Here is a 21,121-nt window from a genome sequence, read left to right as displayed (position 1 = left end):
CGCCGGCCAAAAAACGAGGAGACATCATGAGCACAACTACCATGGCAGGCCGCGGTCCATCCGCGGATCCGCGTCCGATGACCAAGGAGGAGCGCAAGGTCATCTTCGCGTCTTCACTCGGCACGGTGTTCGAGTGGTACGACTTTTATCTTTACGGCTCGCTTGCAGCCATCATCGCCCAGCACTTCTTTTCGGGCGTAAACCCCACCGCAGGCTTCATCTTCGCGCTGCTGGCCTTCGCAGCCGGCTTCGCGGTGCGTCCGTTCGGCGCGCTGGTGTTCGGCCGCCTGGGCGACCTGGTCGGACGCAAGTACACGTTCCTGGTCACGATCGTGATCATGGGCCTGTCCACCTTCCTCGTGGGCATCCTGCCCAGCTACGCCAGCATCGGCCTGGCCGCTCCGGCCATCCTGATCATCCTGCGCCTGCTGCAAGGCCTGGCGTTGGGCGGCGAGTACGGCGGCGCGGCGACTTACGTCGCCGAGCATGCCCCGCACGGACGCCGCGGCTTCTACACGTCCTGGATTCAAACCACCGCGACGCTGGGCCTGTTCCTGTCGCTGCTGGTCATCCTGGGCATCCGCACGTTCATGGGCGAAGACGACTTCAAGGCCTGGGGCTGGCGCATTCCGTTCCTGATCTCGGTGGTCCTCTTGGGCATCTCGGTCTGGATCCGCCTGCAGCTCAATGAATCCCCCACCTTCAAGCGCATGAAGGAAGAAGGCAAGGGTTCCAAGGCGCCGATCGCGGAATCGTTCGGCCAATGGAAGAACCTGAAAGTCGTGCTGCTGGCGCTGCTGGGCCTGACCGCCGGCCAGGCCGTGGTCTGGTACACGGGCCAGTTCTACGCCCTGTTCTTCCTGACGCAGACGCTGAAGGTCGACGCCAACACGGCCAACATCATGATCGCCGTGGCGCTGCTGCTGGGCACGCCTTTCTTCGTGATCTTCGGCGCACTGTCCGACAAGATCGGCCGCAAGCCCATCATCATGGCGGGCTGCCTGATCGCCGCCGCGACGTACTTCCCGATCTTCCAGGGTCTTACTCACTTCGCCAACCCTGCGCTGGAAAAGGCCCAGGCGACCGCACCGGTCACCGTCATCGCCGACCCCAGCACGTGCTCGTTCCAGTTCAACCCGGTGGGCACGTCTTCGTTCACCAGCTCTTGCGACGTCGTCAAGTCGTTCATGGCCCGCAACTCCGTGAACTACCGCAACGAAGCCGCACCGGCCGGTTCGGTGGCCCGCGTCAAGATCGGCAACGACGAGTTCACGTCGTTTGACGGCAAGTCGATGGCCCCGGCGGACTTCAAGGCCAAGGCGGCCGAACTCGACAAGGCCCTGACCACCGCCATCCGCAGCCACGGCTATCCGGCCAAGGCGGATCCGGCCCAAACCAACAACGTCATGGTCGTGGTGCTGCTGACGATCCTGGTTCTCTACGTGACCATGGTCTACGGCCCGATCGCGGCAATGCTGGTGGAAATGTTCCCGACGCGCATCCGCTACACGTCGATGAGCCTGCCCTACCACATCGGCAACGGCTGGTTCGGCGGCTTCCTGCCACCCGTCGCGTTCGCGGTGGTGGCGGCCACGGGCAACATCTACGACGGCTTGTGGTACCCGATCATCATCGCCGTCATGACGCTGGTCATCGGCACGCTCTTCGTGCGCGAATCCAAGGACAACGACATCAACGCGTAATCGACCATCCCCCGCCGGGTGGGACTGCTGCGCCTGCCCGGCCTTTCAAAAGCTCCTTGCGGAGCTTTTTTTTTATCTGGCGCGCACTTTCAGGACCATGTCAGACCCGCCCCATTAGACTGGGCGCTCAGATTACGGCCTTGCGCCAGATCGACTGACGATTGATCCCCCTGTCAGGCGATTGCAGGGCTGGTGTTCTGACACCAATACCGCGTTCCCCGCGAGCCTTTTTATGACGCGGTATTGCGTGCTCCCGTACCGGCCCGACTCTTCAATGAGCCGGGCCGCTTTTTTTTTGCGCATGCAAACGAAGGGCGGCCGCAATGCGGCCGCCTTCTTCATGCTGCGCAACCGGCTCTGCGGCCGGCCGCGATCAACGACGCATGCCCACGCCGATCGCCACCACGCCCGCCACGATTGCGGCAATGCCAGCCCACGTCGGGATCGGCACCGACTTCTCGGTTTCGGCGGTTGCCTTCACGGATCCGATCTGCAGAACCGTCTCTTCGGACTTGTAGCTGAAGCCCTTGTAGGCCAGGGCGGCAACGCCCAGGACAATCAGGATCGCGCCAATGATCTTCATGTTTTTTCTCCAATTCCATGCTGGTGCGCGGGACAGTACCGGATCGCCCGGCCCCTGTCAGTGACAGATCGTGTCGCCTTGGGCCGACGCATCTAACCACTTCGGCAAAGCCGCCGCGTCGTATAGAATCAACCCTTTTGGCCGACGCTCATGTGGTTCAAGAATCTCAAGATTTACCGCCTTTCCTCGCCCTGGACACTGACTGGCGATCAGCTTGAAGAAACGCTGGCGCGGCATGCCTACCAAGCCGGCAACAACCTGGAAATGCAAAGCCTGGGATGGGTGCCGCCGCGTGAAAACGGCGGGCTCGCCCACGTGGTCAATGGCCAGATCCTGCTTAGCCTGCGTGCCGAAAAGAAGCTTCTGCCCGGCACCGTGGTCAACCAGGTCGCCAAGGCCCGCGCCCAGGAAATCGAAGAGCAGCAAGGCTACAAGCCGGGCCGCAAGCAGATGAAGGAAATCAAGGAGCGCGTCACCGACGAGCTCCTGCCGCGCGCTTTCAGCGTGTATCGCGACACGCGCGTGTGGATCGATCCGCAGAACCACTGGCTGGTCATCGATGCGGCCGCGTCCGCCAAGGCTGACGAAGTCATCGGCCTGCTCGCCAAGTGTGTAGACCCCTTCCCGCTCGAAAACCTGTACGTGGCCCAATCGCCCGCCTCGGCCATGACGGGCTGGCTGGCCGAAGACGAAGCGCCCGCCAACTTCAGCATCGACCAGGACACGGAGCTGCGCTCGTCCGGCGAAAGCGGCGCGGCCATCCGCTACGTGAAGCACTCCATCGACGCCGATGACGTGCGACGCCATATCCAGTCGGGCAAGCAGTGCACGCGCCTGGCGATGACCTGGGCCGACCGCGTGTCGTTCGTGCTGACCGAAGGCCTGGACGTCAAGCGCGTCGCGCCGCTGGACGTGCTGAAAGAAGGCAACGAAGGCGTGGCGGCGAACGACGACGAAAAGTTCGACTCCGACATGATGCTGATGACCGGCGAACTGGCCAAAATGATGGCCGAGCTGGTGGAAGCCCTGGGCGGCGAAAAGAAGGTGTAAGTCCTTTGCTCCGCAAGGCGCAAACGACCAGGCCGCCCCAAGGGGCGGCCTTTTTCATGCCGCGACGCTGCGGTCGCGGCCAGCCTGCTTGGCTTTGTACAGCGCCTTGTCGGCGCGGTCGATCAGGTAAGCGTAGTCGGGATGTCCATCGAAGGTCGCGACACCGATGCTGGCCGTGACCTGCAGCGCGCCGGAGTCGGGCAGCGCGAAACGATGCCGGCGGATCTCGGCGCCGAGCTTTTCAGCTGCGGCAAGCGCGGCATCCCGGCCTGTGTCCACCAGAACCACCAGAAACTCTTCGCCGCCATAACGGAAGACGAAGTCGCTGGAGCGGCACGTCTGGTGCACCACCTCGGCGAACTGGCGCAGCACCTGGTCACCACCCGAATGGCCGTGCTCATCGTTGATGGCCTTGAAATGATCGATGTCCAGCAACAGCACGGAAAAGCCCGAACGCTGACGCTGCGCGATCGAGATCTCGCGCCCGATCACAGACGGCAGGAAGCGCCGATTCAGCACATTCGTCAAGGGATCGCTGCCGCTTTCGATCTCGGCCACCATGTCGAAAAGGCCGTTGAGCAGATGCTTGATGCGCGCCACCAGTTCCTGCAATTCGCGAACCTGGTCCGGCAGCGTGCCCCGCTCTTGCGCATCGCCCTGCATCATTCGCGGCAGCACCGTGTCATCCAGGCGCGACACGGCTTCCGTTATCTGGCGCAGCGCCGGCGCGCTCTCGAACAGCACCGCGCCCTTATGCTGCAGCCACAGGCCGAATTCCGACGCAGCCAGGCGCGGCAAGGCCTGTTCCGGCGCGCGGTAGTGCAGCCCGATCAACACGGCCTGGCTCCATTCCAGCAAGGCGGCGCGCTGGCGCTCGCGCTCGGTGGAAATGTTCTGCCCCAAGGCGAAGAGGCGATAGGCCTCGTCGTTGCGCGCGCCGCGGTTGATGTCGCGCATGAAGGCCCGGCTCATCTGTTCGATCGCCAGGTCGAACAGATTACAGACGTATTGCGTGGCCACCGAGGCCGAGACGCCATCCAGGTCGCTCGTGCGCAAGCGCTGCGCGATCTCGTTCTTCAGGATGCGCGCGCCGGCCATCACCAGGTGGATCGGGATGTGGACGCGCGCGTGGATCTCGCCCACCTTTTTCTGCGTCGCCATCAGCACGTCGATGTCGCCCTGTTCGCGGACGCACAGCAGGCCTTTGAGCCAATGCTTCATGCCGTTGTGCAGGCGGGTCGAGACGATTTCGTGAGAGAGCCGCGGGCCCGCCTCGGCATCGGACAGCAGCGTGGAATAGAAGGCATCGACCAGTTGCGTGGCGCTGTCGGCCACTACCGCCGCGACCTGGCCACGCGTATAGGCGTCGACCGACTGATAGACCGCTTCCCAGGCTTGCGCATTGGAGGCACTGAGGTAGCAATCCTGGTCGCGGGCCGCAACGGCGCCGGTCGAGGAAATAGGAACACCGGTACTGCTCGAAGACATAAGATCATCCGCCCTGGAACTGGGTGCGTGTCCAGCCGAGACACGGCCGGAAAAGCCAGCGCGGATTATGCTTGAATTCTCCGTGGCAAGGCGCTGCGGCCTTGCCACGGCGGCACTTCAATCCAGGCCGTGGAAGACCGAATCATCGGGGCCCACATGCGACGGATGCTGCCACGTCACGTCGCGCAGCGAATGCTGCACCAGGCCTTCGACGCCCAGCAAGACGGCGAAGATCGCCATGCGGATGGGAATGCCGTTGTCGGTCTGGCGGAAGATCGCCAGGCGCGGATCGTGGTTCAGGTCGACGCTGAGGTCGTTCGCGCCCGGGCGGCTGTCGCGCGGCAGCGGGTGCATCACGATCGTCTCGGGGCTGCAATAGGCATCGATGATGGCGCGATTGATCTGGAAGTCGGGCGTGTAGCCCTCGTTTTCTTCGTTTGCGAAGCGCTCTTTCTGCACGCGCGTCGCGTAGATGACGTCGGCGCCGGCCAGGCCTTCGGCCAGCGAGGTCTTCTGTTCGATGATGTTGCCGTTGCGGCTGGCCTGCTCGACGATGTAGGTCGGCATTTCCAGGCCCTTGGGCGACACCAGCGAGAACTTGACGTTCTTGTACAGCGCCATCAACTTGATGAGCGAATGCACCGTGCGGCCGTACTTCAGGTCGCCGACCATGGCGATGTGCGCGCCGTCCAGCAATTTGCCCAGCCGCGAGAACTCGGTCAGGATCGTGTACAGGTCCAGCAAGGCCTGGCTGGGATGTTCGCCGGGGCCATCGCCGCCGTTGACGACGGGGATGTTCGTCGCACGCGCGAATTCGGCAACCGATCCCTGGTCCGGATGGCGGATCACCATCGCGTCCACGTAGCCGCTCATGACGCGGCTCGTGTCGTAAATGGATTCGCCCTTGGCCATCGAGGAAAACGTAAAGCCGGTCGTGTCGCACACCGAACCGCCCAGGCGGCAAAAGGCAGACCCGAAGCTCACCCGCGTACGGGTGCTGGCCTCGAAGAACAGGTTGCCCAACACGGCGCCTTCCAGCACGCGCGAGACCTTCTGGCGGCGCGCGATGGGTTGCATCATGTCGGCCACTCGGAACAGGTCTTCCACTGAATCGCGGGTGAACTGATCCACGGACAACAGCTGATTCTTGCCCTCGACAGCGATGCGTTCACGCAGGGGGCCGTCTTGTACGCTTTGCGTATATTTTTCGAGCAAAACACCATTCTGGACGATTTCGGTCACGAAGCGCTGCACGACTTCCGGCATGGCTCGGAATTCTTGGGAGCCTTCGGGCAACAGCCAGGTGTCCAGCGCACGGCGCTTGACGCCGATACGAGTGGCAAAAACGTCACGGGTGAGATTGAGGCGGCGCATGGCGTCGCGCAGGAAGGCTTGCTGGGAGATGCTCATGACGGGCCCCAAAAAGAGGATTTATATACGCAGAGCGCATATTATTCCCTACACACAGACAAGTCCAACATTTTTGCGCACACGGGTTTACCCGTGTTTTTACCGCTGCGCGTAGGCGGTCGATTGCGGCGTATCCAGGGCCGCCTGACCCGAGGCCAGCCAGCACGCGCCGCAGAAGGCCAAGGCGCTAGCCAGGTAGCAGATCATGGCCAGCAGCTGGGAGGGCCAACGGCCCCGCGTCAGATGGCCGTTGTAGCCCTGCCGCAACAGGCTGACCTGCGCCAGATAGGCAAACAGTACGCCCAGGCAGGAGAGCATCAGGCCCGCCAGGAACAGCAACAAGGGAATCTGCAGATCCGGCGCGGCGACGTCTCCGCCCACCACGCCCAACGTAAAACCGACAAGGACCAGAGCAGCGGCGCCGTTCAACCATCCGAGGAACCGGAATGCCCCCGAAAACAGCGAGAACGACAAGCTGCCGGTGCGTATCTGCTGAGCACGGGGATCCATATGTCAACCGCCGGTGGCGTCGCGGCACACCGGGGTGGCGCTCTGGATCGACTTGCGCGCCGCGGCGATCTCGGCCTCGTCCCAACGGCCATCGCCCAGCACAGTGACGGTGACCTTGGACTTGGCCGGGCCGTCGGCTTCGGCGGAGATCAGCTCCAGCACCGTGGCGGGTTGGCCGACCTTGAAAACCTTGATTTCGTCGGGCGCGCCCTTTTCACCCAGGGTGTGGCGCCACGAATAGGCGGCGCCGTAGGCATGCGGCTTCAAGACATGACAAGTGCGGACGTATTCGCCGGCGCGACGAAAAGCCGCCTGGTAGCTGGTGTCGACGCTGAAGGTTTCTTTCTTGACCTCCTCCGCCTCGTAGACTCCCGTGCTCGCGCAACCGGCCAACAGGACCGCCAACGTTGCACCTACCCATACAGACTTGCGCATGATTCTTCCCGACATTGGTATTCGAACTTCCGGGATTATGCCAGCGGCCACAAAAAGGCCACGCCCGAAATGCCGAAACATTTCTCGCGTGGCCTTGAGCCATCAGTGCGGCAGCGGAGGCTGACGCCCTACCTCTTTTCCGCGGCGCCCTCGATCTTTTCGCCGCCGCGCTGGATGTCCTTGCCTGCCCCTGCAACGGTATTGCAGCCTGCCGACAGCGCGGCAATCGAAAGCAGCACGACGAGAAAGACTCTGTTCTTCATAAAGATCTCCTGTCTGGGCGTGGAATCGGGACCCAGCATACCTTAAAGTCCCCGATTTGCGCAGCAGCGCCCGGCAGCCTTGCAATGACCAAAAGGATGAGTGCAATCCGCGCCCGCGACGCCGGCCGGCCCGCAAACTCTGTAACAACGCTGAAGAAAAACCGTCACCACCCTTACGCGCCCGTGACATTTCCAAGGCATTCCCGCCTGTCGCGTATTTGCCGCCAATGGATTAGGATGCGCACATGACGAAGAAACAAGCATCGGACCGCGCAGGCGCGCAACTTCAGCCGTGGGGCTGGGAGCAGCCTGGATGCCGCGGACAGGCCGCTTTGGCCCTGTTTATTGACGATTTGCATCGGGTTTTGCAGGCCCACGCAGCGGGTAAGCTCGCTGACAGCAGCACCCTCGCGGACGCGCAGGCGCAAGTGAATGAACTATTGGCGCGCTACAACGAAATCGGCGCGGCGCCGGATATTTTTCTTGGGCAATCTGTCCAACTCAAAGAAGGCATCGACCGCAGCGGCGTAGCGCACACGGTGCCGATTTTTTCGCCGCGACTGAAGCAATCGTTGGTGTCTATGCTGGGCCAGGGACCCGGCTGACCATGTGGCGCCCGGCACGTGCCGAGGCCCGCCAGAACAGCCCCAAAGGAGACCACAAGATGAGTTCGGACAACGTCGTACAGTTTCTCCGCCTGCTGTCACTGGACGTTACCCTGGGTACAGCCGCCCAGCATGCAGCCAGCCAGGCCGACGCGCCGCTGGCGCTGGCCCGCTTGGCCACGGCACATGGTTTGCCGTGTAGCGCTTCGGATTGGTCCTCTTTTGCACGCAACTGCCTGGACAACCTGGACTCTGCCGACGGAGACGCGGGCCTGGCCGGCACCACGATCTGGCAGTTGGTGCAGGATCCCGCCCACGGCACGACCATTCCGGCCAGCGCAATCACCCGCGTCATTGGCATCATTTCGCAGCCCGAAGGGGGGCCTCCGGTGGTGGGCCATGTCGTGGGCGATCTTGCTCCACGCGCCCCGCTCGGCATGGCGCCGCACCCCACGGGCTCCTGATATCTGTCGGCGGCCAGTCCCGTTCAGGGCTGTCCGTTCAGGAAATCCATGACGCCCCCAGCGCCGAAAGCGCCGCTGGCCATGCAGGCCGTCAACAGGTAGCCCCCCGTGGGCGCCTCCCAATCCAGCATTTCGCCGACACAGAACACGCCGGGCGCCGCCTTCAGCATCAGCCCGGGCGTCAGTCCGTCGAAAGACACGCCGCCCGCGGTGCTGATGGCCTCGTCAATCGGTCGGGGACGCGCCAGCGTCACAGGCAAGGCCTTGATGCGGCGCGCAAGGCAAGCCGGATCCTTGAAGTCTTCGGCCGAGGCGCATTCGCGCAACAGGCCGGCCTTGACGCCAGTCAGACCCATCCGGCTTTGCAGGTGGCTGGACATGGAGCGCGCGCCGCGCGGATGCGCCACAGCCGCCATGACGCGTTCCGGCGTCCAGTCGGGCGCAAGATCCAGCGTGATTACCGCCTGACCGCGCGCCTCGATCTGATCCCGCACGCTTGCAGACAGCGCATAGACGAGGCTGCCTTCGATCCCTGTCTCGGAAATGACGAATTCGCCTTGCCTGGCGGCACCGCCGCCGGCCATGGACACGGACTTGACCGGTTGACCGGCAAACTTCTGGCGAAAATGCTCGGTCCAGGCGACATCAAACCCGCAATTCGCCGGACGCAATGGCGCCACCGGAATGCCGCGGGCCTGCAATTGCGACACCCACGCCCCATCCGACCCCAGCTTGGCCCAACTGCCCCCGCCCAGGGCAAGCACCACGGCGTCGGCCGCCACGCACGTCTGGCCGGACGGCGTTTCGAAACGCAGTTCTTGCGCGGCAGGCTGGACGCCCTGCCAGCCCAGCCAACGATGCCGCATGTGAAAACGCACGCCGCGCGCGCGCAGCCTGGCCAGCCAGGCCCGCAGCAGAGGAGCCGCTTTCATCTCCTCGGGAAACACACGGCCGGAGGAGCCCACAAACGTTTTGATGCCCAGCGTGTGGGCCCATTCGCGCAAGCTTGCTGCATCCATGACCCCAAGCCACGGCGCCACGGCTGCAGCGCGGGCGCCATATCGCGCCAGAAAGGGTTCCGCGGGTTCGCTATGCGTCAGATTCAGTCCGCCCCGCCCCGCCATCAGGAACTTCCGGCCGACCGAGGGCATCGCGTCGAACACGTCCACTTGCACGCCCGCATCGCTCAATCGCTCCGCCGCCATCAGGCCGGCGGGTCCGCCTCCGACGATGGCGACGCGTCTGCCGGCAGGGCTCATGGGGCCGATACCTTCATGACGGGGCGAGAGGCGGGCAAGGTAGAAAACATGCAGGACAAAGTAGTAAAGGAATGACCGGACGGGCCCACGGGCAGTGGGGATGCGATTGTCTCATGGAGGCATCCCGGCACGGCGTGGGCGTAAAAAAGGGCCGGCACCGGCCACTTCTTGACCGCAGGCGCCAAGCCCTTGTTATTGCAAGAAAAATCGAGAATACGCAGTGACTATCCCAAGGCTTGTCCACAATCCTTGTGGGTAACTATCACCGTCCCGCCCAGCCAGCCTGGTCAGACGCGCTCGGCGGCTTGCATGGGACCGGACCAGGGTTCGGCATCGATCTGGAACCGAAGCTCCTGGTATTCGCCATCCACCGCAACGGACGGCAGCAGCCCGGCGTCCAGCGCCTGGCCCAACGCGCGACGGCAAAGGGTTTCAGGGTCGTCCGGCAGAGACTGGAAGACGCCGTCCGGGATGCGAAGACGGAGCAAAGCGCGGGGATCGCCGCGTTCCGCGGGCCGGCCAATATGGATGTGGGCGGGATAGCCATGGGGGCACCAGATGCCCACATGGTATTTGCCCTCGGCGCCCGTATCGGCAACGTAGCCGGGATGGTCGTATTTTGCGGTTCCCATGGATACTCCTGGTATGCGGCAAGCTAGCGCGCGTGACCCATGGTAGCGCAGGGCCACGGCGATGTGCGGACGCGGACACCCGGGAAACTCCGGACTGGAACGACGGCATGACCCAGCGCAATCGCCCAACGAAAAAAAGCCGCGAAGAGATTCGCGGCTTTTCTGGCGGGCCCGACTGAGCGCGCTGTAAAAGCGCTGCCGGCTGGCCGGGGTACTGCTTGAAACTGGTTGCGGGGGCAGGATTTGAACCTACGACCTTCGGGTTATGAGCCCGACGAGCTGCCAGACTGCTCCACCCCGCGTCTGATGTGTGAATCATACATCATTTTGAAATCTTGTGCAGCGCACCCAGCCGATTGTTTCCATTTTTCGGCAAAAACCATCGAAAAATCGCTGCGACCATGCGGTAAAGCGGCTGAGCCAGACCCGGCGCATCCAGACACATCAGCCGCGCGTCGCCAATGGCGATCAACCTTATGGCGCCCCCGTACGACACGACATGCGATTCTCCCGCGTTCACGCGGACTGCCACCACGCGAACCAGCGCGTTCGCGGCTTCCGAGCCTTTCATGACTTCTTCCACGGTGACGCTGCCTTCCGTGCAGATCACCGCGGCGCCGGGTCGCAGCGGAAGCCGCCTGTCAGCGCCGGAGGGAAGGTCGACGCGGAGCGCTTGTGATTCGAAGTCGGGGTGCGGGGTCATGGTCATCTCCAAATGGACAACCACAGGCTACGCGCGCCCTGCTTTGCGCAACAGCCACACAAGCGACCTTTCTGTACCGATGCAGAAGCTCGATTTTGTGCCTGTTATGGTGTACTTTTCCTGGATCTGTGCCTACCCCTATTCCACCCCTCGGGAGCAAGATCGGCGCATGGACCCTCAACCGCTGTACGTACGCCTGGCGAATCATTACCGGCGAGCCATCCAGACGGGCGTGCTTGCTCCCGCTCAGCGCATGCCTTCCGTCCGCACGTTGGTGCGTACCCATCACGTCAGCTTGTCGACCGCGCTGCAGGCGTGCCGCCAATTGGAAGATGACGGCTTGATCGAGGCGCGCCCGCGCTCCGGCTACTTCGTCCTGAAGCCCCGGCGCAACAGCATTCCGCCCGTAAGCGAACCGGATATCCGGCAGATGCTCGGCGCGGCGCAGTATGTGGGCATCCACGATCGCGTCTCCGACTTCATCGCCAAGTGCGAGGCCCATCCGGTGAGCGCCAATTTCGCCCTGGCGGCGGCCGAGCCGCAGGCCTATCCCATGGACGCCATCAAGCAGGCGATGACGCGCGCCCTGCGGCAGTCCCCGGAGGTGTTGGTCAGCCCGGTGCCGCCGCAGGGGCATCCCGACCTGCGCGGCGTGCTGGCGCGCCGCGCCCTGGCCAACGGCATCAACGCCACGCCGGACGACGTCATTGTCACGCACGGCTGCATCGAGGCCCTGAACCTGGCGCTGCGCGCCGTGGCGCGTCCCGGCGACACGATTGCGGTGGAATCGCCTGCGTATTTCGGCCTGCTGCAGATCCTGGAAAGCCTGGGAATGCGGGCATTGGAGATTCCGACCAGTCCGCAACACGGACTGTCGATCGAGGCGCTGGACCTGGCTTTCCAGACGCACGGCAATATCCGCGCCGTGGTCGTGGTGCCGAATTTCCAGAACCCATTGGGCTGCGTCATGCCCGACGAGCAGAAGGCGCGCCTGGTTGCCCTTTGCGAGCGCCAGCAGGTGCCGCTTATCGAGGACGACACCTACGGCGCCCTGACCGACGACGACACGCCCCTGGCGGCGGCCAAGTCCTGGGATGCGACCGGCAACGTGATCTATTGTTCGTCGATGCACAAGACGCTGGCGCCGGGCATGCGGCTGGGCTGGCTGCTGGGCGGACGCTGGAAGGCGCGCATCGCCATGCTGAAGTTCGCGCAAAGCCGTCCCAATGAACCGCTGGCGCAGATCGCGGTGGCCGAATTCATGGGCTCGCGCGCCTATGACCGGCACCTTGCGCGGCTGCGCCGGCAGTTGAAGACCCAGCGCGACCAGACCGCGGAAGCCATCGCCGCGCATTTTCCGCGCGGCACGCGTCTGAGCGTACCGCAGGGCGGTATGCTGCTGTGGGTCGAGATGCCCGACGGGCTATCCGGAATGGAAGTTTTCGAAGCCGCGCTGCGGCAAGGGATACGTGTCGCGCCCGGCGCGATGTTCTCGAATGGCCCGAGGTACAACCACTTTTTGCGTATCAGCTGCGGTCAGCGCATCACGCCCGACGTCGCGCGCGCGCTGGTGACGCTGGCGCGCATCGTGGAAGAAAAGACAGGATGAATCCGGAACTGCACCAATTCATCGCCGACTACGGGTTGTGGGCCGTAGTGGGTGGAACGTTCCTGGAAGGCGAGAGCGTCGTGGTGCTGGCGGGCTTCCTGGCGCACCAGGGGCTCTTCCCGCTGCCATACGTGATGTTATGCGCGTTCGGCGGATCATTTCTGGCGGACCAGTTGCTGTTTTATCTGGGCCGGCGCTATCGCGATCACCGGTACGTGCGGCGTATCCGCGAAAAACCCGCGTTCGACAAGGCGTTGGCGGCCATCGACCGCTATCCCGACGGGTTCATCCTGACCTTGCGGTTTCTATATGGGCTGCGCACGGTCGGCCCCGTCGCCCTGGGCGCGTCGCGTGTGTCGCCGCTGCGCTACCTGCTGCTGAACGCCATTGCCGCCGCGATCTGGGCGGTGTGCTTCAGCTTGCTGGGGTATGTGTTCGGACAGACGATCGAGGCTCTGCTGGGTCGCCTGCACGGCGTGGAAACCAAGCTGGCCGTGGCCGCGGCGCTGGGAGTGCTGGTCTGGCTGGGGTATCGGCTATACGCCCGCCTTTACGCCCGCCGCCGCACGTGACGCGGGCCGGGTTCAGATCACCAGTTTGCCGCTTGCGCGCTGGACATGACGGCGCCGGGCATTGCGGTACAGGGTGCCGATGAACGGCAGCCGCGCCAGGCGGCGAAGGATCGGGTGCCGCTGATCGAAGTCGTGCCAGGCCTTGAAGCCGTGGCCCATGCGCTCCCAGCTCTCCCGTGCCTCGGGAGAAAGTTTGCCGGGGTCGAACGCCGCCAGCTTTGCCGCTTCCGAAACACGTGCCGTCATGGCTTTGCTCCGGCATTCCAATGAATACTGATTCCGCATGGGGCGGCATATTAACCGGGCTGGACCTTCCGTGCCGGCCCACGAGATGCATCAAGGCGCATCACCCGGGCGTCACCTTTGACCGCAAATTCCAAGCCATTGTAATCAAAGGGATTTGCGCACCTATGCCCGCGCTATCCCAAGGCTTGTCCACAGAAGTTGTGGGTAACTCTAGCCGTCCGGATCACTTCAATGCGGCGATGACCATGTCGCGCACGCTTTCAAAGCCTGCCACGTATTGGGGATTTTCGGAACGCGCCAGCAGGCTGGAGTAGTTCTGCTCGAGTTGAGCCTCGATGGCTTCGCGCAGACCCGGGGAACCCTTCACCAGATGCAGCGTCGACAGCAACGCGGCATTGAGCGCGTCGATGCGGCCGCCCTGATGCGAAATGGTGTGCACGATGACGGCGATTTGTTCCTGCGTATCCATGATGTAAAGCCTCCTGGCAATGATTTTCGGCGCAAATCCTAGCATGGCCCCCTGCTCCTGCGACCGGCCCTGGCAGGCGCCGCGGAAGCGCCCCGCCCGCTAGGCAAGCTTTCAGGGGCGCGCTAGCATGAAGCGTAGCCGCAAGGGCACCGCGGCGCACGCCGCCGGCGCCGGTCCGGGCCGCCGGCGCCTTCGGAGCGCGCTCATGAAAACGATTCAGAACTACGTCCCGCCAAACGCCCAGTCGCTGCAGCGACTCCAGGACAGACTGGGATACAGCGATGCCAAGATGGCCGAGCTGGCCGGACTGGATGCATCGACTCCGTGGCCCAGCTTCGTCGGCGGCCCGGAGCCCCGCTCGCTGGGACGGCAACGCCTTTTCTACATGATGGCCCGGCTGACGCTGGAAGAACAGGAGTGGCAGCGCGTGTTGGCCGCCATGGCGGAAGTCGGCGCGCGGTTCGAGTACACGGACGCTCACGCCGCCGACCCGGCGCCGCCACCGGAACCGATGGCCGACGAAGAACGCAAGTTCGGCATGCTGCTCGTCAGCCGCAACGGGTCCTTCCATGAAATGGAGCAACTGCGCGAATTCGCCCGCTTCGCCCATGAGTCGGATGTCAGCCGCTTCGTGCACAGCGCGTTCTACGACAGCGACATCGACCTGTGCCGATTCAGCTTTGCAGACCACGACGGCCTGGACGACGCCAGCCGTGACCGAATCTTCGATGCCGCGCACAAAACCATCACTCGCTTCGAGTTCGATGGCCGCATCTACCAAGGCGGCATTCTTCCCGAATCCGACGGATGAGCGCGCAACATTGACGCCGGCAGGCCGGCGCCTGTACCGTCGGCATTTCGCCGAACGGCTCATCGCCAACGCCCACGCATGAACGAACGACTCGACGCCATCGACCGGCAATTGCTCAGCCTGCTGCAAGCCAATGCGCGCGAACCGGCGGCGATTCTTGCGCGCAAGCTGGGCCTGGCGCGCACGACGGTCGTTGCTCGCATCGCGCGGCTCGAGCGCGAGAGCATCGTGGCGGGCTATGGCGTGCGCCTGGGGCGGCTGCTGGAAGAAGCGGCGGTAAGGGCTTACTGCTTTATCAGCGTGCTTCCCAAGACGCCGGCCGCGGTGATCCGCGAACTGGAAAAAATGCCCGAAGTCGAAGAGGTGTCATCGGTCAGCGGGCCTTATGACTACCTTATCTTCCTGCGCTGCGAAACCCACGAGCAACTCGACGAACTCCTGGACCGCATCGGGCTTATCGACGGCGTCAAGCAGACGCAGACGTCCATCGTGCTCAGCCGCAAGGTCGACCGCCGCAGCGCCGTCGCCGCGCCGTAAGGGGCGCCGTGGCGCGCCGGCTTTCCGCCGGGCGCGACATGGTGGTGTAATGAGGCCTGTCGCGAATCCTGGATTTTTCATGCTTGCACGCCTTGCCCCTGCCGCCGCCCTGCTCACCCTGCTGACTGCCTGCTCCAGCATGAGCGAGGTCACGTCCGTCGACAAGGACCTCTACAGCGTCACGTACAGTTCCGGCACTCAGCTGCTGAGCTGGGTGGAAATCAAGAACAAGACCATGGAGCGCGCCGACGAGCATTGCCAGTCGCTCGGCCGCAGGCTGATCAAGCCCAAGGTCACGTCCAACCACGCGACCGGCCTGGGTTCCAAGCGCGCCACGGTCACCTTCGAATGCGCGCCCATCGAACCGCCCAAGGACAAGGCCGCGGCGAACTGAGCGCTGCCCGGCGCCGCGCTTGATCGGGTGTAGCATTGATGACACCCGCTTCCTTACTGCACTCCACCGTGAAAACATCCCTGCCCGTGGGCATTACCATGGGCGATGCCGCTGGCATCGGTCCCGAGATCATCGTCAAAGCCTACGCGCAGGGCATGCACGCGCCATGCGTGGTGTACGGCGACGCCGGCGCGCTGCGGCGCTCCGCAGCGCAGCTGGATGCCCGCCTGGATATCGTCGAGATCACGGCGATCGACCAGGCCCGGCCGGAACCGGGACGCCTTCACGTAGTCGCCTGCAGCCCGCCTTTGCCCGCCGACCTGCCGCTCGGGCGCGTGAACGCGCTTGCCGGGCGCGGGGCCTATGACTATGTCTGCGCGGCCATCGACGATGCGCTGGCCGGCCATATCCGCGCCATCGTCACCGCCCCGCTCAACAAGAAGTCCATGCACGAAGCCGGCATCGACTTCCCCGGCCACACCGAAATCCTGGCGGAGCGATCCGGGACGCATGACTTCGCGATGATGCTGGCCAACGACGAACTGCGCGTGCTGCTGGTTACGATCCACGTGGCGCTTGCCGACGTCATTGCGCGCATCACCCCCGAGGCCGAGCTGACCGCGATGCGGCTTGCGGATCGCGCCTGTCGCCAAATGGGCATCGCGCGTCCGCGCGTTGCCGTCGCGGGCTTGAATCCTCACGCAGGCGAAGGCGGCAAGTTCGGACGCGAAGACATCGACATCATCGAACCGGCCATCGAAGCCGCGCGCGCGGAAGGCATCGACGCTAGCGGCCCCTGGCCCGGCGACACGATCTTCATGCGTGCCCGCCGTGGTGAATTCGACATCGTCGTGGCGCAGTACCACGACCAGGGATTGATCCCCGTGAAGTACCTGGGCCTGGATCATGGCGTGAACGTCACCGTCGGATTGCCCTTCGTGCGCACCAGCGTGGATCATGGCACTGCGTTCGACATTGCCGGCAAGGGAACGGCCGACCACGCATCGCTGGTGGCCGCGTTTGACCTGGCGCTGGCGATGACGCCCTGACCCCGAAAAAAGCCGCTGCCTGAATCATCGCGCGGACGATTGCATCCGCCGGCGACGGATCGCGCCCGCCCCGGGTCTACAATACGCCCCGTTTCCGGCGCCCCGCGCGCCCCGCCGCTTTTCTGTCTTTCCTCCCGTCCCCATGTCCCGCCTCGTTCGACTCCTGCCTGACCGTTTCACCCTTTACCTGATCTGCACCGTCATCATCGCCAGCATCGTGCCCGCGCATGGACAGGGCGTGGTCATCTTCGGCTGGATCACCAACGTGGCCGTCGGCCTGTTGTTTTTCCTGCATGGCGCACGCCTGTCCCGCGAGGCCATCATCGCCGGCCTGACGCACTGGAAGCTGCACCTGACCATTTTCTCGGCCACGTTCCTGATGTTCCCGCTGCTGGGACTGGCGCTCAAGCCCGTGCTTGAGCCGCTGGTGACGCCCGAGCTGTACCTCGGCATCCTGTTCCTGTGCTGCCTGCCGGCAACCGTGCAGTCCGCGATCGCTTTCACCTCCATGGCGCGCGGCAACGTTCCCGCGGCGGTCTGCAGTGCGTCGGCCTCCAGCCTGCTTGGCATCTTCCTGACGCCCCTGTTGGTCGGCACCGTGGTGGCCAACGCGGGCAGCGCACCGATTTCGTTCGACGCGGTCGGCAAGATCATGCTGCAACTGCTGCTGCCCTTCGTGCTGGGCCAGTTTGCGCGTCGCTGGATCGGCGCCTGGGTGCACAAGCGCAAGGCCATGCTGAAGTTCGTGGACCAGGGATCGATCCTCCTGGTGGTCTACACGGCATTCTCCGAAGCCATCAATGAAGGCCTGTGGAGCAGCACGCCCATTCCCGCGCTGGTCGGGTTGGTCGTGAGCTGCGGCGTGATCCTGGCGCTTGCGCTGGGTTTGTCCGCGCTGGCCGGCAGAATGTTCGGCTTCAGCATCGAAGACCGCATCACCCTGCTCTTCTGCGGTTCCAAAAAGAGCCTCGCGAGCGGCATTCCGATGGCGCAGGTGCTGTTCGCCGGCCACGCCGTCGGCGCGGTGGTGCTGCCGCTGATGCTGTTCCACCAGATCCAGCTCATGGTCTGCGGCGTCCTTGCCGCGCGCTACGGCAAGCGGCCCGAAACCACGCACTGACGCTTCTTAGGCCGCAAAAAAAAACCGCGCTTTCCACAAGCGCGGTTTTTTTACGTATGCCGACGGATCAGTACATGTCCCGCGGCTGCGCGCCCGAGAAGTTCAGGAAGCGCGTGCTGGACCCCTGGAAGGTCAGGCGCACCGATCCGATCGGACCGTTACGCTGCTTGCCGATGATGATCTCGGCAGTGCCCTTGTCCGGCGAATCCGGGTTGTAGACCTCGTCGCGGTAGATGAACAGGATCACGTCGGCATCCTGTTCGATGGCGCCCGATTCGCGCAGGTCGCTCATGACGGGGCGCTTGTTGGGGCGCTGTTCCAGGCTTCGGTTCAGCTGCGAGAGCGCGATGAGCGGGCAGTTGAGTTCCTTGGCCAGGCCCTTGAGCGAGCGGCTGATTTCCGACACTTCGGTGGCCCGGTTTTCGCCCGACCCGTTGCCCGACATGAGCTGCAGGTAGTCGATGATGATGAGGCCAAGCTGCCCGCACTGGCGCGCCAGACGGCGCGCGCGCGCCCGCACTTCCATGGGGCTGAGCGCAGGGGATTCATCGATGTAGACCTGCGCGTCCTGCATGAGCTGCACGGCGTGCGTCACACGCGGCCAGTCCTCGGCGATCAGCTTGCCGGTACGCATGCGGTGCTGGTCCAGCAGACCGACGGAGCCCAGCATACGCATGGCCAGCTGCACCGCGCCCATTTCCATCGAGAACACCGCGACCGGCAGCCCTTCTTCGATGGCCACGTGCTCGCCGATGTTCATGGAGAACGAGGTCTTGCCCATCGACGGGCGGCCCGCCACGATGATCAGGTCTCCGCCCTGCATGCCGGAGGTCATCTTGTCCAGATCGGTGAAGCCCGTGGGCACGCCCGTCACGTCGGACGTGCTTTCGCGGTGGTAAAGCTCGTCGATGCGCTCGACCACCTGGGTCAGGAGCGGCTGGATTTCCTGGAAGCCCGCAGCGCCGCGCGCGCCCTCCTGGGCGATCTGGAAGACCTTGGATTCGGCCTCGTCCAGCAGCTGACGCGCTTCCTTGCCCTGGGGGTTCATGGCCGCCGACGAGATTTCGTCGGCGATGGACACCAGCTTGCGCAGCATGGCGCGCTCGCGCACGATCTCGCCATAGCGCCGGATGTTCGCGGCCGACGGCGTGTTGTGCGCCAGCGCGTTCAGGTAGGCCAGGCCGCCGGATTCCTCGACCTTGCCGGCGCTGACCAGCGACTCGTGCACCGTGATGACGTCGGCCGGGCGCGCCAGCCCGATCAGCCGGGCGATGTGGTGCCAGATCAGCCGATGGTCGTGCCGATAGAAGTCTTCTTCGATCAGCACGTCCGCGATGCGGTCCCATGCGGCGTTGTCCAGCAGGAGACCGCCCAGGACCGACTGCTCCGCCTCGATGGAATGAGGAGGAACGCGCAGGTATTCGAGCTGGGAGTCGGCGGGTGTATTCATGGCTTCAATAGTAACGGCTGCAGGATGTCCGACACGCGGAAAAACCCTTGGACATCGCGCGAGGGAAAGCGGCTGAGAACGGGGCGCAGCGGCATTGCAACGGCGCACAGGACGCGGGCCAGGCGCATCAGGCCGGCCTTGACTTCGGGATCGGGGTTGCTGTCCAGATAGACGTCCAGGGCCAGTTTACCCAGCGTCCGGGCGTCGCCGTCGTCCAGTTTACGTAGCGACACCAATGAAGCAAGCATCTGGAACAGGTCGTACGCCTGTGCCAGCGGACGGGACAGCGTCGCCCCGATGTTTTCTTCGAAATCGATGCGCCAGAGCTCGCCTTCCTGCAGCGTCACATTGCGGATCTGCGCGCCGCCGTGCCACATGCCGCGCGCATGGAAGGCCGCCAGGTCGGTGGCGGCCGCGCGCGTCAGCCACAGGCGCGACGTCGAGTCTTCCTTGCGAATGAGATACGCAAGATCCGACCCCACGAACTCCAGCACCAACAGGTTCTGTTGCTGCCACCATACCTCGGGGACCCTGCAGCCGGCCTCCTGCAATTGCGACAGGCGCTGCGCTTCATGGGCCAGTCCATTGCGCAGCAGCACGCCAGGACGCGGAAACTCGCCCAGGAATATCTTGCAGCCCACGCCGAGGAAGAGCGCGCGGACATAGCGCAATGCATAACTCACGCCCTGCAGGAAGCCTGGCCTGCGTCGCTTGATGATGCAGCGCACGCCGTCAATCTTCACATCCCGCACCGAAGGTTCACGCGAAGCATCCACGCTGTCGAGCCAGGCTCGCAGGCCGGGCGGCGCATTGTGGTGGACAGGCGGATGACTCAAGAGATCCTCTGGATTGACAGCGTGAATCGGGGCGCGCATCGGAGCCGTTCGTAGCAGGACGGGAGCGAAAACACGCAAAGAAAAAAAGCCGGCGCGCGGGCCGGCTTCTTTTTACCGCGAGTGCCGGTTTAGGACAGTTCGCCTTCGACCAGGACCGTGATGTCGACGACGACATCAGCGTGCAGGGCGACCTGGACGGGGAACTCACCGATGGCCTTCAGCTGGCCATTGGGCAGACGCACCTGGGCCTTTTCGACGGCTTCGAAAGAAGCCTTCTTCAGACCTTCGGCGATGTCGGCGTTGGTGACCGAACCGAACAGACGGCCGTCGACGCCAGCCTTCTGGCTGATCTTCAGCTGGAAGCCGTTCATGCGCTCGCCCAGAGCTTGGGCAGCGGCCAGCTTTTCAGCCTGGGCCTTTTCCAGTTCGGCGCGGCGGGCTTCGAATTCCTTCAGGGCGGCGTCGGTTGCACGACGGGCCTTCTTCTGGGGAATCAGGAAGTTGCGGGCGTAGCCATCACGGACGCGCACGACTTCACCCAGGTTGCCCAGGTTGACGACTTTTTCGAGCAGAATAACTTGCATTTCAGTGCCCCGGATTAGTTGTGGTTGTCGGTGTAAGGCAACAGGGCCAGGAAGCGCGCGCGCTTGATGGCGGTGTCCAGCTGACGCTGGTAGATTGCCTTGGTGCCGGTCAGGCGAGCCGGGATGATCTTGCCGTTTTCTTGCACGAAGTCGCGCAGGGTGTCCAGATCCTTGTAGTCGATCTCTTCGACGCCGGCTGCGGTGAAGCGGCAGAACTTACGACGCTTGAAGAGCGGGTTCTGCTGCGTGAATTTGCGTTTTTCTTTGCGTTTTCCGAAGAAAGCCATGATATGTGCCTTTATGTTTGAGGGGGTTGGTCCTGCCCGGAATTATCAAGAA

The 21,121-nt window shown here is 63.9% G+C and carries 26 protein-coding genes and 1 tRNA gene; 11 read left to right on the top strand and 16 right to left on the bottom strand.

Annotation, left to right across the window (positions count from 1 at the left end; all coding sequences use genetic code 11):
* The first annotated feature begins 41 nt into the window (after positions 1-41).
* Entirely contained in the window at positions 42-1,703 is a 1,662-nt protein-coding gene (locus RT614_RS22840) for an MFS transporter (RefSeq protein WP_409558510.1), read from the top strand.
* A 373-nt stretch (positions 1,704-2,076) separates the two neighbouring features.
* Here RT614_RS22840 and RT614_RS22835 read toward each other — a convergent pair whose 3' ends face one another.
* Complete coding sequence (locus RT614_RS22835; protein WP_008164281.1) at positions 2,077-2,286, bottom strand: hypothetical protein; 210 nt, start codon at positions 2,284-2,286, stop codon at positions 2,077-2,079.
* Positions 2,287-2,436: 150 nt separating this feature from the next.
* Between RT614_RS22835 and RT614_RS22830 the strand changes: the two genes are divergently transcribed.
* Positions 2,437-3,336: a recombination-associated protein RdgC gene (locus RT614_RS22830; protein ID WP_313624448.1), complete on the top strand. Its 900-nt coding sequence runs from the start codon at positions 2,437-2,439 to the stop codon at positions 3,334-3,336.
* A 54-nt stretch (positions 3,337-3,390) separates the two neighbouring features.
* Here RT614_RS22830 and RT614_RS22825 read toward each other — a convergent pair whose 3' ends face one another.
* From RT614_RS22825 to RT614_RS22805, 5 genes are all read right to left on the bottom strand, one after another.
* A complete protein-coding gene (locus RT614_RS22825; protein WP_313624447.1) occupies positions 3,391-4,824 on the bottom strand; it encodes a diguanylate cyclase in 1,434 nt (477 codons plus the stop codon).
* Between the two features lie 117 nt (positions 4,825-4,941).
* Complete coding sequence (locus tag RT614_RS22820; RefSeq protein WP_313624446.1) at positions 4,942-6,234, bottom strand: aspartate carbamoyltransferase; 1,293 nt, start codon at positions 6,232-6,234, stop codon at positions 4,942-4,944.
* 99 nt (positions 6,235-6,333) lie between these two features.
* A complete protein-coding gene (locus tag RT614_RS22815) occupies positions 6,334-6,744 on the bottom strand; it encodes a hypothetical protein (RefSeq protein ID WP_313624445.1) in 411 nt (136 codons plus the stop codon).
* A gap of 3 nt (positions 6,745-6,747) precedes the next feature.
* On the bottom strand, positions 6,748-7,179 hold the full coding sequence (locus RT614_RS22810; protein WP_313624444.1) for a BPTD_2524 family lipoprotein: 432 nt from the start codon (positions 7,177-7,179) through the stop codon (positions 6,748-6,750).
* A gap of 128 nt (positions 7,180-7,307) precedes the next feature.
* The gene (locus tag RT614_RS22805; RefSeq protein ID WP_313624443.1) at positions 7,308-7,442 is read right to left on the bottom strand and encodes an entericidin A/B family lipoprotein; all 135 of its coding nucleotides are present in this window, start codon (positions 7,440-7,442) and stop codon (positions 7,308-7,310) included.
* A 245-nt stretch (positions 7,443-7,687) separates the two neighbouring features.
* Between RT614_RS22805 and RT614_RS22800 the strand changes: the two genes are divergently transcribed.
* Positions 7,688-8,047 carry a hypothetical protein gene (locus RT614_RS22800; protein ID WP_313624442.1) on the top strand — a complete coding sequence of 120 codons (360 nt, stop codon included), beginning with the start codon at positions 7,688-7,690 and terminating at the stop codon, positions 8,045-8,047.
* Between the two features lie 59 nt (positions 8,048-8,106).
* Positions 8,107-8,511, top strand: a complete 405-nt coding sequence (locus tag RT614_RS22795; protein ID WP_313624441.1) for a hypothetical protein — start codon at positions 8,107-8,109, stop codon at positions 8,509-8,511.
* Positions 8,512-8,534: 23 nt separating this feature from the next.
* Here the strand turns inward: RT614_RS22795 and RT614_RS22790 are convergent, their stop codons facing one another.
* The 4 genes from RT614_RS22790 to RT614_RS22775 form a co-directional block, all read right to left on the bottom strand.
* Positions 8,535-9,770: a TIGR03862 family flavoprotein gene (locus RT614_RS22790; RefSeq protein WP_313624440.1), complete on the bottom strand. Its 1,236-nt coding sequence runs from the start codon at positions 9,768-9,770 to the stop codon at positions 8,535-8,537.
* Between the two features lie 287 nt (positions 9,771-10,057).
* A complete protein-coding gene (locus RT614_RS22785) occupies positions 10,058-10,402 on the bottom strand; it encodes a hypothetical protein (RefSeq protein WP_313624439.1) in 345 nt (114 codons plus the stop codon).
* A gap of 225 nt (positions 10,403-10,627) precedes the next feature.
* Positions 10,628-10,704: transfer RNA gene (locus RT614_RS22780), tRNA-Met, on the bottom strand.
* A 20-nt stretch (positions 10,705-10,724) separates the two neighbouring features.
* The gene (locus tag RT614_RS22775) at positions 10,725-11,105 is read right to left on the bottom strand and encodes a hypothetical protein (protein ID WP_313624438.1); all 381 of its coding nucleotides are present in this window, start codon (positions 11,103-11,105) and stop codon (positions 10,725-10,727) included.
* 169 nt (positions 11,106-11,274) lie between these two features.
* Between RT614_RS22775 and RT614_RS22770 the strand changes: the two genes are divergently transcribed.
* Together RT614_RS22770 and RT614_RS22765 are read left to right on the top strand one after the other, a co-directional pair.
* Positions 11,275-12,714: a PLP-dependent aminotransferase family protein gene (locus tag RT614_RS22770; protein ID WP_313624437.1), complete on the top strand. Its 1,440-nt coding sequence runs from the start codon at positions 11,275-11,277 to the stop codon at positions 12,712-12,714.
* Positions 12,711-13,286 (top strand): DedA family protein, encoded by a 576-nt coding sequence (locus RT614_RS22765; RefSeq protein WP_313624436.1) that lies wholly within the window; start codon positions 12,711-12,713, stop codon positions 13,284-13,286. The genes RT614_RS22770 and RT614_RS22765 overlap by 4 nt, the downstream gene beginning before the upstream one ends.
* A gap of 12 nt (positions 13,287-13,298) precedes the next feature.
* On the opposite strand, the gene RT614_RS22760 is transcribed toward RT614_RS22765, so the two are convergent.
* Positions 13,299-13,532: a hypothetical protein gene (locus RT614_RS22760; protein WP_313624435.1), complete on the bottom strand. Its 234-nt coding sequence runs from the start codon at positions 13,530-13,532 to the stop codon at positions 13,299-13,301.
* Positions 13,533-13,755: 223 nt separating this feature from the next.
* Positions 13,756-14,001 (bottom strand): hypothetical protein, encoded by a 246-nt coding sequence (locus RT614_RS22755; RefSeq protein ID WP_313624434.1) that lies wholly within the window; start codon positions 13,999-14,001, stop codon positions 13,756-13,758.
* 205 nt (positions 14,002-14,206) lie between these two features.
* Here RT614_RS22755 and RT614_RS22750 point away from each other — a divergent pair, with 205 nt between their 5' ends.
* The 5 genes from RT614_RS22750 to RT614_RS22730 all read left to right on the top strand — a co-directional run bounded on the left by RT614_RS22750 (position 14,207) and on the right by RT614_RS22730 (position 17,912).
* On the top strand, positions 14,207-14,812 hold the full coding sequence (locus RT614_RS22750) for a hypothetical protein (protein ID WP_313624433.1): 606 nt from the start codon (positions 14,207-14,209) through the stop codon (positions 14,810-14,812).
* 78 nt (positions 14,813-14,890) lie between these two features.
* Positions 14,891-15,349, top strand: coding sequence for an Lrp/AsnC family transcriptional regulator (locus RT614_RS22745; RefSeq protein WP_313624432.1), 459 nt, complete (start codon positions 14,891-14,893; stop codon positions 15,347-15,349).
* A gap of 79 nt (positions 15,350-15,428) precedes the next feature.
* On the top strand, positions 15,429-15,743 hold the full coding sequence (locus RT614_RS22740; protein ID WP_313624431.1) for a hypothetical protein: 315 nt from the start codon (positions 15,429-15,431) through the stop codon (positions 15,741-15,743).
* Positions 15,744-15,811: 68 nt separating this feature from the next.
* Positions 15,812-16,792, top strand: coding sequence for a 4-hydroxythreonine-4-phosphate dehydrogenase PdxA (gene pdxA, locus RT614_RS22735; RefSeq protein ID WP_313624430.1), 981 nt, complete (start codon positions 15,812-15,814; stop codon positions 16,790-16,792).
* 142 nt (positions 16,793-16,934) lie between these two features.
* A complete protein-coding gene (locus RT614_RS22730) occupies positions 16,935-17,912 on the top strand; it encodes a bile acid:sodium symporter family protein (protein ID WP_313624429.1) in 978 nt (325 codons plus the stop codon).
* Positions 17,913-17,979: 67 nt separating this feature from the next.
* Here the strand turns inward: RT614_RS22730 and RT614_RS22725 are convergent, their stop codons facing one another.
* From RT614_RS22725 to rpsR, 4 genes are all read right to left on the bottom strand, one after another.
* Positions 17,980-19,362: a replicative DNA helicase gene (locus tag RT614_RS22725; protein ID WP_313624428.1), complete on the bottom strand. Its 1,383-nt coding sequence runs from the start codon at positions 19,360-19,362 to the stop codon at positions 17,980-17,982.
* Positions 19,359-20,198 (bottom strand): RIO1 family regulatory kinase/ATPase, encoded by an 840-nt coding sequence (locus RT614_RS22720; RefSeq protein ID WP_313624427.1) that lies wholly within the window; start codon positions 20,196-20,198, stop codon positions 19,359-19,361. The genes RT614_RS22725 and RT614_RS22720 overlap by 4 nt, the downstream gene beginning before the upstream one ends.
* Positions 20,199-20,326: 128 nt before the next feature.
* On the bottom strand, positions 20,327-20,782 hold the full coding sequence (gene rplI / locus RT614_RS22715) for a 50S ribosomal protein L9 (protein WP_313624426.1): 456 nt from the start codon (positions 20,780-20,782) through the stop codon (positions 20,327-20,329).
* Positions 20,783-20,796: 14 nt separating this feature from the next.
* Positions 20,797-21,069, bottom strand: a complete 273-nt coding sequence (gene rpsR, locus RT614_RS22710) for a 30S ribosomal protein S18 (protein ID WP_006218308.1) — start codon at positions 21,067-21,069, stop codon at positions 20,797-20,799.
* Positions 21,070-21,121: the final 52 nt, after the last annotated feature.

It is taken from the genome of Achromobacter sp. (genome assembly GCF_032102605.1).
Lineage (GTDB): Bacteria > Pseudomonadota > Gammaproteobacteria > Burkholderiales > Burkholderiaceae_B > Achromobacter.
This window is presented reverse-complemented; position numbering and strand designations above follow the sequence as displayed.